13 protein-coding genes are annotated in these 14,191 nt (G+C 33.8%); all 13 read left to right on the plus strand.

Annotated features, from left to right (window positions below; genetic code table 11):
- The first annotated feature begins 10 nt into the window (after positions 1-10).
- The 13 genes from U2P91_RS07630 (at position 11) to U2P91_RS07690 (ending at position 14,148) form a co-directional block, all read left to right on the plus strand.
- Positions 11-613 (plus strand): hypothetical protein, encoded by a 603-nt coding sequence (locus U2P91_RS07630; protein WP_322519357.1) that lies wholly within the window; start codon positions 11-13, stop codon positions 611-613.
- A 381-nt stretch (positions 614-994) separates the two neighbouring features.
- Positions 995-2,203 (plus strand): flagellin, encoded by a 1,209-nt coding sequence (locus U2P91_RS07635; protein ID WP_322519358.1) that lies wholly within the window; start codon positions 995-997, stop codon positions 2,201-2,203.
- Positions 2,204-2,407: 204 nt separating this feature from the next.
- On the plus strand, positions 2,408-4,549 hold the full coding sequence (locus U2P91_RS07640; protein WP_322519359.1) for a glycosyltransferase: 2,142 nt from the start codon (positions 2,408-2,410) through the stop codon (positions 4,547-4,549).
- Between the two features lie 73 nt (positions 4,550-4,622).
- The gene (locus U2P91_RS07645; RefSeq protein ID WP_322519360.1) at positions 4,623-6,401 is read left to right on the plus strand and encodes a glycosyltransferase; all 1,779 of its coding nucleotides are present in this window, start codon (positions 4,623-4,625) and stop codon (positions 6,399-6,401) included.
- 208 nt (positions 6,402-6,609) lie between these two features.
- Complete coding sequence (locus U2P91_RS07650) at positions 6,610-7,848, plus strand: class I SAM-dependent methyltransferase (protein ID WP_322519361.1); 1,239 nt, start codon at positions 6,610-6,612, stop codon at positions 7,846-7,848.
- 6 nt (positions 7,849-7,854) lie between these two features.
- The gene (rfbC, locus tag U2P91_RS07655) at positions 7,855-8,370 is read left to right on the plus strand and encodes a dTDP-4-dehydrorhamnose 3,5-epimerase (protein ID WP_322519362.1); all 516 of its coding nucleotides are present in this window, start codon (positions 7,855-7,857) and stop codon (positions 8,368-8,370) included.
- A 13-nt stretch (positions 8,371-8,383) separates the two neighbouring features.
- Positions 8,384-9,169 (plus strand): class I SAM-dependent methyltransferase, encoded by a 786-nt coding sequence (locus U2P91_RS07660; RefSeq protein ID WP_322519363.1) that lies wholly within the window; start codon positions 8,384-8,386, stop codon positions 9,167-9,169.
- Positions 9,170-9,173: 4 nt separating this feature from the next.
- On the plus strand, positions 9,174-9,920 hold the full coding sequence (locus U2P91_RS07665; protein ID WP_322519364.1) for a cephalosporin hydroxylase family protein: 747 nt from the start codon (positions 9,174-9,176) through the stop codon (positions 9,918-9,920).
- Positions 9,921-10,167: 247 nt separating this feature from the next.
- Positions 10,168-11,352, plus strand: a complete 1,185-nt coding sequence (locus U2P91_RS07670) for a DegT/DnrJ/EryC1/StrS family aminotransferase (protein ID WP_322519365.1) — start codon at positions 10,168-10,170, stop codon at positions 11,350-11,352.
- A gap of 389 nt (positions 11,353-11,741) precedes the next feature.
- Complete coding sequence (gene rfbF / locus U2P91_RS07675; protein WP_322519372.1) at positions 11,742-12,518, plus strand: glucose-1-phosphate cytidylyltransferase; 777 nt, start codon at positions 11,742-11,744, stop codon at positions 12,516-12,518.
- Position 12,519: 1 nt separating this feature from the next.
- Positions 12,520-13,605, plus strand: coding sequence for a CDP-glucose 4,6-dehydratase (rfbG, locus tag U2P91_RS07680; RefSeq protein ID WP_322519366.1), 1,086 nt, complete (start codon positions 12,520-12,522; stop codon positions 13,603-13,605).
- Positions 13,606-13,615: 10 nt separating this feature from the next.
- Positions 13,616-13,840, plus strand: coding sequence for a GDP-mannose 4,6-dehydratase (locus U2P91_RS07685; RefSeq protein ID WP_322519367.1), 225 nt, complete (start codon positions 13,616-13,618; stop codon positions 13,838-13,840).
- Positions 13,825-14,148, plus strand: a complete 324-nt coding sequence (locus U2P91_RS07690; RefSeq protein ID WP_322519373.1) for an NAD-dependent epimerase/dehydratase family protein — start codon at positions 13,825-13,827, stop codon at positions 14,146-14,148. The genes U2P91_RS07685 and U2P91_RS07690 overlap by 16 nt, the downstream gene beginning before the upstream one ends.
- Positions 14,149-14,191: the final 43 nt, after the last annotated feature.

Below are 14,191 nucleotides of genomic sequence, written 5' to 3' on the forward strand. Positions count from 1 at the left end.
AGGAGGAAAAATGGAACCGTTAATCACCATCGAAACAGTACCCATTAAACTGGAATTTGTTGAAAAAGAAACGCTGGCACTTTCATCGGTTCAGGCTGTTAATGCAAGTAATAATGTTAGTCAGCAGCAAGTCGTCAAACGTGAACCAATCAAAATTGCGGTGGGCGATTCATTTGTCCCAAGTTCAACCTATAACTGGGATAATCCAACCTATACAGCGACTGCAAAAATAGGCGATGATGGAAAGTTAAAACTAAACATCCAAATGGAGGATGGAGATTCAAGAGCGATCCGATTTACTCAGGCGAACCGAAGCATTGACTCCATGGCAAACAAGGTTAATAATAATGATAGTGCTGATTCAGGTAGTATGCAATTAAGCATTCCGATAAGTGCCCTTCCTGGTGGCATGCCGACGGCAGATAATTTAAAAACTGAGTTTTTACCGCCGGATCTTGAGATGGTTGTAACCCAACGCGCTGAGGTCATTATTAAATATGTTGGTGGCCCAATCTATGTTCCACCCAGTGCTGATCCAAGCTACAGCCCGCCGATTGGTTTTGAACAAAAGGCTGAGCCATCAACAGGCATACAGTTGAACCAAAAAGCATGAATATAAAATTAAGTTCTCTGAATTGTCTTGATATTAAATAAGATGATTGAGAGAACTTTTTATTTAGCAAAAAAGTTAAAATAATGCTAAAGAAAAGAAGATGAAGGACGATATTAATAACAAGAGATTAAAATGAGTATTAATCTTAATCTCTTGGTGATACGGCTATTGATATCAGATTATGTAGGGTTTAGAATAGGGAAAAATTAGTAGAAGAAATAAAAAAAATACTAAAAAAACCTAAAGTAAAATCAGGATAAGACGATATTAATAACAAGAGCGAACAAGCTTTAATAATTTGGCAGGCCTTGCGTACGAAGGAAAGCCTAACAAAATTCCCGGGTCGAGGGTTTCGATCAATAAAAAACGGAGGAAAATACAATGAGAATCAACCATAACATCGCAGCACTTAACACTTATAACAAGTTATCTGCAAACAATGCGGCCACTTCAAAGTCATTAGAAAAATTATCTTCAGGTTTAAAAATTAACCGAGCAGGCGATAATGCTGCTGGCTTGGCAATTTCAGAAAAAATGCGTGGTCAGATTTCTGGACTGAACACAGCTTCAACAAATGCAAGTGATGGTATTTCATTAATTCAGACCGCTGAAGGCGCGTTAAGTGAAACACACTCTATTCTTCAAAGAATGAGAGAACTGGCTGTACAATCATCCAATGATACCAACACATCAACAGATCGTGGAGAAATGCAGAAAGAAATTGATCAGTTAACAACTGAAATTGATCGAATTGCGAATACAACTGAATTTAACACTCAAAAATTATTAGATGGTTCAAAAGAAGGTCTTCGAGCGGCTGCAAATGGAGACGTTAAAATGTCAGCAAATACCAGTGCTACTACTGTTGCATTAGGAGCAGGGTTAGCTTCCATTGAGGGCGTAGCTGCTTCTTCAGGATCAGCAATAAAGGATTTTACAGTTACCATCACGAAAACGGCTGACACGGGAACAACAGCAGGATTCTCTGTAGACAGTCCAGTACATTCGGGAGCGTCATTAGCTAGTGTAACTGCAGGTGGTTCTGCGACTCTTGACCTCAGTACAAATTTAGTCTCAGCATCAGCTGGAACGCTTGTAATTACCGACCTTGATAAAATGAAGGTTGGCGATAGCATAACATTAACATTCAAAAAAGCAGATGCCGGTAATAATGATGTAAGTAAAGCAGTAAATATGCAAATCGGAGCCAATACCGGACAAAATATGTATGTGGGAATTGATGATATGCGTGCAGACGCTTTAGGCATAAGAGATGTTAACGGAGATGCTGTTAATATTGAAACTGCCGGAAAAGCATCGGCAGCTGTCACGACAATTGATAACGCTATCGAAAAGGTCTCTGCCCAACGTTCGCAGCTTGGGGCTTTCCAGAACAGATTAGAACATACCATCAATAATTTGGGTACGTCGTCTGAAAACCTAACTTCTTCTGAATCCCGAATCCGTGACGTTGATATGGCCAAAGAAATGATGGAATTTACCAAGAATAATATTCTTTCACAAGCTGCTCAGTCAATGCTTGCTCAGGCAAATCAGCAACCACAGAGTGTCCTTCAGTTATTACAATAATTAAAAAATATTAATATTGCAGCTTGAATCAAATTAGAGGGTCATGAGAATATTTTCTCTGACCCTTTTTAAAATGAGTATAGATTCTTATATTTAATAGTGTTTAAGCTGCTTTTATGGTAATGTCGATAAAATAGTTTTCATTAAATAAAAGAATATTCTTTTATTTAATGAAAACTATTTTAAGCAAGAAAGGGATATAAAGTGAAATTAAGTATCGGAATGATTGTTAAAAATGAATCAAAATACTTAAAAACGTGCCTGGAAGCATTGAAACCAATTCTTAAGAATGTGGATGCAGAATTAGTGATAGTCGATACGGGTTCAACAGATAATACGGTCGAAATTGCAAAACTATATACGGATAAAGTCTTTTTCCACCAATGGAACAATGATTTTGCTGAGGCGAGAAATATTACAATTGAAAAATCCCAAGGAGAATGGTATTTCTATATTGATGCAGATGAAATACTTGAGAAACCGGATAGTATCATTGATTTTTTTAATAAGAGCACCTATAGAAATTATAAAGGTTTAGCAATAAAAATAGATAATTTAATTAAGGAAGACCGAAGTCAAAGCGGTTCAACTTTTCATAGTCGGAGAATTGTAAAAAGAGAAAATAATCTAAAATTTACAAGTAAAATTCACGAATATCTTCCTAAGAAGGAACCTGTTTATCTCTCAGAGGCAGTGCTGGTTCACTACGGCTATATCCAAGCCGATCAAGATTTCGTTGATGAAAAATCCAAAAGAAACTTAGTGATCATAAAAGAAGAACTGAAGGCTGATCCGAATAATATTTTCTTGCTTTATCATTTGGGCCAAACGCAAGTCTTTAATGGTAATTTTATAGAAGCCCTGGATCCTTTGAGTAGCGCACTTAATATTGCTAGAGAATCTAAGATATATCCGATGCATATTTACAATCTAATGTTGGACGTTTATATAAAGAATCAACTTTTTTCAGAGGCTGAAACAACTGCAAAAGAAGTAATAAGTGCCAAACAAGAAGAAAACAGTGGATATATTAATATCTATTTCTATTTAGCGCAAGCTCAAGGTATACTAAAAAAAAATCAAGAAGCAATCATAAATTATAAAAAATGTTTAGAATTACTTAAACAATATGAAAAAAATAAATTAGCGATTGATTTAGTTGCCATAGTCTCTGATTTTGGTGGTGAAAAGTATGCTTATTCTCAAATAGCGGCACTATATGATGCCCTTTTAGATTATGAGAAATCGGTGGAATATTCAAAAAAAATATTGGCACTGACTAAAAATCGCACGAACAGTGTAGAACAGGATTATTATTATCTAGCAGTCAACCAAATTGTGAGATTAAGTATTAAATACAAGCGATACGATGAATTAGTTGCTTTTTATGAAGAAATTTTAGTAGATAAAGATGAGTTGAAATTTAATGTGACTGATCGCTTTGAGAATACTCTCGAAGATATGATTAGTAATAATAAGAAACATAAGATCGAAGTAATAAATCGCTTTGCGGAATTAGAAATTAACACTGATTATGTCTTTTTGAACAAAATCAGAAAGAATAAGGAAATGAATCGATCGCTGACAGAAGACGACGTGGATAAAATATATTCCTATGATTTCAATGATAAGAATGATATTTATGGTGAATTAGTATATTATCTAATGGCGGACGATTTGCAGATCGATTCGGTTTTTTCTAAACTGGAGGAAAAAGAGATTAACCGTTACAATGAGTATATGGCTCGCACCTTTAGTGATTTTTCCGAGGTGGTAGTAAAATATTTTAAGAAGTATGGCGACCAACAGGACATCTATTTTTCAATCTTTTCTAAAGCGCTCAAACGAGTCGTGTTGATAAAAGAAGAAATAGACAATGATGACTACCTGGATTTATTTAAAAGATATGTTGAAGAAGGTGTTTTTTATCTTGAAAACGTGTATAATGAAACTATCTTGGATACCGAGAATATCTATGTTCTGAAAAACCATGAAGAGATCTTTTTTATGTTTATGCGAAAAGCGCTAATGAATAGAGATCGTGACCAATCCAAATATTTGCAGTATATGAGAAAAGCACTAAGTGCATATGATTATATGAAAAAGGGTGTAGAGCTTCTTCTTGAAGAATTGAAAAATGAAGAAAAGAAACAAGTGGAAACAGATAATCTTACCAACAATGAATTCGAAGAGTACAAGATGCTAGTAAAAAACAACATTTCTGCGTTAGTAGAAGATAATAAAATAGCAGAAGCAAAGCATTTAATTGATGAGTATCTAAAAATTGTACCCGTAGACGTTGAAATGCTTGCTTTAAAATCAGAGGTACAATTAAAATTAATGTAAGAGTAAGAATTGCGGAGGTCATCAACTAAATGTCGCTGCTGTATTGCAATGTTGAATTAAGGGTGGAAAACAAGTGAATCAGGAAAATTTTGATCATAAACAAAAACTTAAAGAAAATATTGGCATTCTGATAGAAAATGAAAAACTGGACGAAGCGAAAGAACTGTTGGAATTGTATGAACAGGTTGAACATGATGATATAGAGATTTACTCCATGAAAGGTGTGATCGCCATGATGGAAGGCGATTTGGATGAAGCGGAGCAGATTCTTCAAGAAGGGTTAAAAAACGATGCATATAATTGTGACCTCATGTATAATCTTGCTTATATATATGAGACAACTAGATTAGAGTGCAAAACTTTGGCTATTTATTATTTTAATAGATGTATTGAAGTGACAAATGACAATAATTTAAGATTACAGCTAGAGAAAAGAATACAGAATCTAAAAGAAAACCTATATATTTACAATAAAGCATATGATAAAAAGCCTTTTGTGAGTATAGTTATATTAGCTTACAATAAACTAGAATATACAAAAATGTGTGTTGAAAGTTTGCTTAAATATACTAGGCATATAGATTACGAATTAATAACTGTGAATAATGGTTCGTCAGATGGTACAGAAGAATATTTTAATAGTATTCCAAGTCGAAAGAAAGTCAACATAAGGAATAATGTTGGTGGTGTTTTAGGCTTTAATGCAGGCCTACTTTGGGGCGAAGGAAAATATCTTGTGTTTGTAGGAAATGACTTGATATTAACTAAGAACTGGCTAGACAATCTATTAAACTGTATACAATCAGATGATAAAATAGGTTTTGTAGCGCCTGGATCTAATATTCTGAGTAATCACCAAGCTATACCAGTTAGTTATTCCAGCATTGAAGAAATGCATATTTTTGCAGCAAAGTATAATGTATCAGATCCGCGCAAGTGGGAAGAAAGACTAAGAAACATGCCACTAACTATGGTAATTAAAAAGGAACTTTTCGATCAAACGGGAGGCTTTGATCATAGATATTATTTAGGAGAATTCGCTGATGATGATTTCAGTTTTACTATCAGGCGCTTAGGTTATAAGTTAATCTATGCGGGTGATACATTTATACATCATTTTGGTTCTATTACAGGTAGTGAGGCGCAGCAAAATAATAACTCTCTTGGGAGTGGATCTGAGATTTTTAAAAAAAAGTTTAATATAGATCCATGGACAGAAGCGAGTTTTGATAGTACTATCGTTGAAAGTGTAAATGTTTTTAAAGGTGTAAAAAAAATAAAAATCTTAGGAATTAATTGCTTTTGCGGAGCAACCCCTTTGCAAATTAAGAATGTTTTACTAAGAAAAGGTATAAAAAATACAGAGATCATTAATTATACATCTAGTGGTAAATATGAAGAAGATTTGAAAACAGTGTCAAAATTAGCAGTTATGGATAGACTGACAAGAATAAGTGATTATAAGATGATTAGGGATGTAAACTACGTTATTATTGAGAGCAAATTCGATGAAGTTGAAGATATAGATGCATTTATTGAAGATATAAAAGTAGTAGTTTCATGCAAATACCAAATTATTATTAAGCTAGTTAACCCTAATTACTATGTTAATATATATAACACTTTTAATAACTTAAGTGAATTGAAACAAACCTACGTTAATCTACATAAATTGTTAGAGAAGTTTCAAGAACATCAATTAGGACAAATAGAAACAATGAGCATATGCGAAAAGGAAAATAATGAGAATCGGATTTTAAAAAGCATTAGAATTAATGGAAGCCTTCTCAGTAGTGAGCAAGAAGCACAACTGTTAACGAGATACTATATAATTAGTATTATTAAAAGTTAGAAGTACTTGGGAATACAATAAAAAAGTTGGATATTTCCTATCATGAATGGTGGTTGTGATAGTTGAAGTGCTTATAAATGCTAAACGAAATCCATCATGAAGAAGGTTAAATCTTTCAGTATACATTTTTGCTAGAATAATAAGTAATGATCAAAAAGAAGTCAAACGATAATTCAAAAACATAATAATTAAGAGGTAGGTTATTCAGATGGCACTATGTAGATTTTGTGGTAAACAGCTAAAAAATACTTTTGTAGACTTAGGAATGTCACCGCTTGCTAATAAATATCTTAAACTTGAGGATATTCAAAATGGGGAAGTATATTTTCCACTACACGCATATGTGTGCTCCGAATGCTTTTTGGTTCAACTAGAAGAATTTGAAACGCCGCAAAATATTTTTGATGACTACGCATATTTTAGTTCGTTTTCAAATACTTGGTTAAAACATATAGAGAGATACGTTAGCATGATGAAGAAACGATTTGATATTGATTATAATTCTATGGTTATTGAGATAGCAAGCAATGATGGTTATTTGCTTCAATATTTTAAAGAAGATGGAATACCAGTACTTGGAATTGAACCAGCTCAAAACGTTGCTTTTGAAGCAAGGAAAAGAGGAATACCGACTAAAACAGAGTACTTTGGAGAATCTCTAGCAAATAAATTAGTTAAGGAAAATATATATGCAGATTTATTAATTGGAAATAATGTGCTCGCACATGTACCTAATATAAATGATTTTATAATTGGAATGAAAAAGCTGTTAAAACCTGGCAGCGTAATAACAATGGAATTTCCACATCTACTTAGATTAATCGAGGGAAATCAATTTGATACCATATACCATGAGCATTTTTCCTATCTCTCGTTAATGACAGTTAAGCGAATTTTTGAACAAAATGGTCTTTCAATATTTGATGTTGAAGAAATTCCAACACATGGTGGTTCACTAAGAATATATGGAAAGCATACAGAAGATAGAATCCAATGTATTTCTAAAAATGTGAATGAAGTTATTTATAAAGAAACTAAAGCAAAATTGAACAGAATTGAAACGTATAAACAGTTTTCAGAACATGTTGAAAAAACTAAACGAAATATCTTAATTAAATTAATTGAGTTAAAAAATGAGGGCAAGCAAATTGTTGGTTATGGTGCACCAGCAAAAGGAAATACGCTATTAAATTACTGTGGAATAAGCAAAGACTTTCTTGATTATACTGTGGATATAAGTCCTTATAAACAAGGTTTGTTTTTGCCGGGAACACACATTCCTATATTTACACCGGATAAAATAAAAGAAACTAGACCGGATTATGTTGTTATATTCCCTTGGAATATCAAAGAAGAAATTATAGAAAAAATGAGTTTCATTTTCGATTGGGGAGGCAAGTTTATCACATTGATCCCTGTCATTGAGGAATATTATTTAGGGAGGTAACATTAAATGGTATTTAATGAAATGCCACTAAAAGGTGCATATGTGATTGAACTTGAAAAAATTGAGGACGAGAGAGGCTTCTTTGCTCGTTCATGGTGTATGGAAGAATTTAAAAAATATGGATTAAGTTCTCAGTTAGTTCAGCTTAGTATATCATATAATAAAAGAAAAGGTACTTTGAGGGGGATGCATTATCAGATAAGACCTTATGAAGAAGATAAATTGGTACGTTGCACTCAAGGAGCTATCTATGATGTTATTGCTGATTTAAGACCGAATTCGGTTACTTATAAACAATGGATTTCTATAGAGCTTACAAGTGAAAATAGAAAAACGATTTATATACCAAAAGGGTTTGCCCATGGATACCAAACTTTAGTCGATAACACAGAAGTTCTTTATCAGATGACTGAGTTTTTTCATCCAGAATGCGCGCGTGGGTTTAGATGGGACGATCCTATATATAATATAATATGGCCGATAGAAGAAAGAATAACTTCTGATAAAGATAGAAATTTTTAAAGAGGTGGTTAAAATGACAAATCTAAAAAAAATAAAATCATACTGGGAAGAGCAAGCAAAAATATACGGAAGTGATCCTAGTGCAACAACTCAAGATGTTTTTTTAAGAAAAATTGAAATAAATTATATTTGCGATTTTTTATCGGGATTTGATACACCTTTAAAAGTGTTGGACATTGGATGCGGGAATGGTTACAGTACACTTCAATATAAAAAGAGGGTAAACATACATAGCTACGTTGGTGCAGATTATTCAGAAAAAATGATTCAAAATGCGAAAAGAGAATTAAAAAAGGAAGAGTTATCAGGAGTGGTGTTTAAAGTCATGGATGTCATGAAATTGTCAGAGTACAAAGAAAAGTTTGACATCATTATATCAGACAGGTGCTTGATAAATCTTGGAGGAAGTGAAAATAGAAGAAAAGCTGTTTCAGAAATCTTTAAATGCTTATACAAATCAGGTAAATATTTGTTGATTGAAAATTTTATTGAAGGTCAAATAGAATTTAATAAATTAAGAGAACAACAGGGGCTTGATGAAATCCAAGTAAGGTGGCATAATTCGTTTTTTTCAAAAGATGAATTAGAGCGCGTAATAAAAAATTATTTTATTATGGATCGATTTGAAAATATAAGCAGTTTATATTATTTAGCCACTAGAGTAATATATTCAAAAATTTGCATGATTGAAGAAAGAGAGCCTGATTATGAAAATAAAATATATGAAGTTGCAAGTGAGCTACCTTTTATCGGTAATTTTGGCCCGGTTTGTGCTTGTGTATTAGAGAGGAAGTCGTAGATAGATGCAAAATGATAAATTTAGAAAAGAAGTTAGAACGAGTATAGCTAAATTAGGAAATAATAAAGAACTAAAAGATTTATCGAATAAGTGGGTTATAGAAACAGCAAAACATCGATATTCTTATAACTTCACATGGATGGGAAGGCCTATTATTCAATATCCTCAAGACATGATTGCAATGCAAGAGATTATATGGGAAGTAAAACCTGATTTGATAATAGAAACTGGAATTGCACACGGTGGTTCGTTGATTTTTTATGCTTCTCTGTTGGAACTTATAGGAAATGGTGAAGTTCTAGGGATTGATATTGACATTAGAAAGCACAACAGAAAAGAGATTGAAAATCACCTTATGTATAAAAGAATTTCTATGATCGAGGGTTCATCTATAGATAAAAATATAGTCAACAAAGTTAAAGAGTTTGTAAGAGATAAGAATAAGATTATTGTAGTCTTAGATTCGAACCATACACATGAACACGTTCAAAAGGAATTAGATGCTTATTCTGAATTTGTGACAAAAGGATCATATTTAGTTGTTTTTGATACATGTGTTGAAGACATGCCAGAGGAATTATTTGAAGACAGACCTTGGGGCTGTGGCAATAATCCCAAAACTGCTGTTTTAGAATTTCTAAAAAATTCGGATAGATTTCAAATTGATAAGACTATTGAAGATAAATTGCTAATTACAGTGGCACCAAGTGGTTATTTAAAATGTGTTAAAGATGTTAATGAACGATGGTAACAATTTGTAGTACTATCTTATTAGGTAAGCAAGCAAGCAATCAGTCACGCGGCTAATGTAAAACCGTAGCTTGAAGAGGTAATCGGTGAATTTCGTGCTTTAAAAAGCAATTGACACATTGTGCAATTGCTGTTGATCTGTAAGTAAGTAGCTCACTCAAACGTGTTTTATAGTTTGCCTTAATCCCGATGTCAATTAAATAATTCGAAAGCACTTAAAAGTAAGATGTTCCAAGAAGTTTTATGCTTTGAGTGAAACGAAAGGAATGAATATAACTATGAACAAATGCGGTGATAGAATATTTGTGTCAGGACCAAGTATAACTTCGAAAGAAGTGGAATATGTAACAGAAGCAGTAAAAAATGCGTGGTATGATAATTCGAATTATTATAATAAGAAATTTGAAGATGCGTTTAAAAAATACATTGGTGGAAACTATGCCATTTCACTACCTTCTTGTACCTCTGCAATACATCTAGCAATACTTGCATTAGGGATAGGACAAGGTGATGAAATAATCGTACCAGATATAACTTGGATTGCTACATCAGCACCTATTAGTTATGTAGGTGCTATTCCAAAATTTGCAGATATAGATAAGGAAACCTGGTGTATAACTGCAGAGAGTATAGAGAGATGTATAACGCCTAATACTAAAGCAGTCATACCAGTAGATCTATATGGAAACGTACCAGAGATGGATGAAATACAAAAGATATGTAAAAAATATAATATAGCGATCATTGAAGATGCAGCAGAAGCCGTAGGGAGCATTTATAATGGCAGAAAGGCGGGTTCATTAGGGGATATTGGTGTTTTTAGTTTTCATGGTTCAAAAATTATGACTACTGGAGAAGGTGGAATGCTCCTAACAGATAATGAAAAAATCTATAATAGGTGCTTAAAACTGAGAGATCACGGGCGAGCAGAGAGTGATAAAATGTTTTGGAACGATGAAGTAGGATACAAATATAAAATGTCAAGCATGCAAGCGGCACTTGGAATTGCCCAACTAGAAAGAATAGAAGAGTTGGTTGAGAATAAAAGAAACATTTTTAATTGGTATAAAAAAGAATTAAAGAATATTAAAGGTATAAAATTAAATATAGAACCAAAAAACACAAGAAGCAATTACTGGATGGTAACAATTGTTTATGATAACAGAACATATGATATATCAAAAGAGAAATTAATAAATGAACTAAATAAATATAATATTGATAGTCGACCATTTTTTTATCCTCTAAGTATGGAACCGGCTTATAAAGAAATACCTGGGATTGATCAATATAGTAAATTAAATAAGATAGCCTATGAGATTTCTCCTTATGCCATTAATTTACCTTGTGGTATGATGATGACCCAAGAAATTGTTGAGTACGTATGTAAAAAACTTGTTTATATTTTAAACAATAGCAGTAAAAAAAAGTAAGTTAGCAAAATTTAGGCGATAGCAAATATGAAGTGCTATTGTCGCTCCTTTTTAAAAGTTAAACTGTGCTTGGCGCTTCCACCACTTAATTAGGTATATAGATTTTGATTGCATTTAAAAGAATATTTTTCAAGGTTGAACATGTTCATTGCTTGAGAGACAAAGTTTGTAAATGAGTGTTGTTTTCAGGTGCATTAAAAAATAATTATGATTTGAAGGGTTGAGAAGCTAGAATTCAAGAAATTGGATTTCACAACATTTAATTTATACAGATTTAGTTACAAATTATTCTTCAAGTTTTGGAGGCTATCCAGAACTAAGTGCTGAAAGTTGATTTAGATGATTTAACGAAAAAACTTAAGTGGAATAAATTAATGAGGAAATTTGATATGAAAATAGTAATACTCTGTGGTGGTTATGGTACGCGAATTAGTGAAGAGTCCCACCTAAAACCAAAACCGATGATAGGAATTGGAGAGAGACCAATCTTGTGGCATATAATGAAAAGTTACTCATACTATGGCTTTAATGATTTTGTGCTTTGTTTGGGTTATAAAGGACATTTAATTAAAGAATATTTTTCCAACTATTTTTTATATGGTTCAGATGTAACATTTGATTTATCAAGTAATAACAGCATGCAAATTCATTCGTGCGAATCCGTTGAACCGTGGAAAGTTACGCTTGCCAATACGGGACTCGAAACCATGACAGGCGGACGAATTAAAAGGATAAAAAAATATATCGGAAACGAAACCTTTTTATTAACCTATGGAGACGGCTTATCGGATGTTAATATTGAAGAGCTCTATCACTTTCATAAAGCACATGGCAAACTTGCCACTGTTACAGCCGTACAGCCGAGTGGTAGATACGGAGTATTAGGTCTAAGCGAAGATTCCACCGTGCTTGAATTTGTTGAAAAGCCCCAAAATTTAGACGCCTGGATCAATGGGGGTTTTTTTGTTCTCGAACCAGAAGTGCTGGATTACATTGAAGGGGATATGACGAGTTTTGAGAGTGGGCCGCTAGATAAATTGGCAGAGGATGGTCAAATTGTGGCATACAAACACAACGGGTTCTGGCAGTGTATGGATACGCAGAGAGATAAACATACACTTGAAACGATTTGGGAAAGCGGTAAAGCGCCTTGGAAGGTGTGGTAATTTGTTTGTAAATTATTATAAAGGAAAAAATGTTTTTATAACAGGACACACAGGTTTTAAAGGCTCCTGGCTGTCGATCTGGTTAACGAAACTAGGCGCAAATGTCACGGGGTATGCCCTGAAACCGCCAACTAATCCTTCGATGTTTGAGCGCTGTAAAATCGATGACAGCGTTAATTCCATTATTGGCGATATCCGTAATCGGGATAACCTGAACAAGGCAATTGCTCAGTCCCAACCGGAAATAATCTTTCACTTGGCAGCGCAGCCGCTCGTACGTCTGTCTTATGAGAAACCGGTTGAAACGTTTGAAACGAACATGATGGGAACGGTTAATCTACTGGAATCGGTTCGAAGTTGTCCATCGGTTAGAGTACTAGTAAATGTAACGACGGATAAATGTTACCAAAACCAAGAGTCGTTTTGGGGATATAGAGAAACGGATCGACTTGGGGGGTATGAACCCTATTCCAGCAGTAAGGCGTGTTCAGAAATAATTACAGAAGCATATCGGAATTCCTATTTCCATCCAGATCAATACGAGGCGCACAAAGTGGCAATTGCTACCGCAAGAGCTGGAAATGTGATTGGTGGAGGAGACTTTGCACTTGATCGATTAATACCGGACTGCATAAGAGGGCTGATGGAAAATGAGGATGTACTGGTTCGTAATCCTCATGCAATTCGGCCCTGGCAGCACGTATTGGAGCCGTTAGCTGGTTACTTACAACTGGCAAAAAGTTTGGATTTAGAAGGCACTAAGTATAATGGTGCATGGAATTTTGGTCCTGAAAATGACAACGAAAAAAATGTTGAATATATCGTCAGTCAGATTTGCGATCTTTGGAATGGCAGTACCAGCTATAGAATTGATACGAGGCAGCAACCTCATGAGACATCCTATTTGAAGTTGGATTCCTATAAAGCCAGAAAGCTATTAGGATACGAATCCAAGCTGAGTATTGACAAAGCATTAGAAATGGTGGTTGCTTGGATGAAAGAGTATCTTGAAAACAAAGAAAATTTATATGACTTTACAGTTTCTCAGATTACTGAATATGAAAATTTGTCTAATAAACTTAAATAGTGGTGAATTTATGAAGAAATTACTTATTACCGGAGGAACGGGATTTGTCGGCTTAAATTTAGTAAGAAAGCTCAATAATCAGGGATATGAGATTCATGTAATTGTCAGAGAAAGCTCTAATCTCATGGAATTAAAGGCTTTAGAAGAAAACATCTACATTCATACGTACGATCAAAGTATTCAAGGCATGATTGAGATTTTCAAGATTGCTTCGCTGATATCGTTGTACGTTTAGCTTCTTTATTCGTATCCGAGCATAATGCGAGTGATGTTGATAAATTATTTATGAGCAATGTCGTGTTTGGTGCGCATTTATTAGAAGCTATGAAAACATTAGAAGTAAACTACTTAATAAATACTGGAACAAACTGGCAGAATTATTGTGGCAGTGAATATAATCCTGTGAATTTATATGCTGCAACTAAAGAAGCCTTTGAAGACATTGCCAAGTTCTATACTCAAACGACATCGCTTAGAATGATAACTTTAAGGCTATATGATACCTATGGTATTGATTTATACTTAAAACTGACCCACCATTAACGGTTAAAATTGACCCACCCTGAGGGGAAAGGAGCGAATAATT

Source organism: Acetobacterium sp. K1/6, assembly GCF_034438075.1.
Classification (GTDB): domain Bacteria; phylum Bacillota; class Clostridia; order Eubacteriales; family Eubacteriaceae; genus Acetobacterium; species Acetobacterium carbinolicum.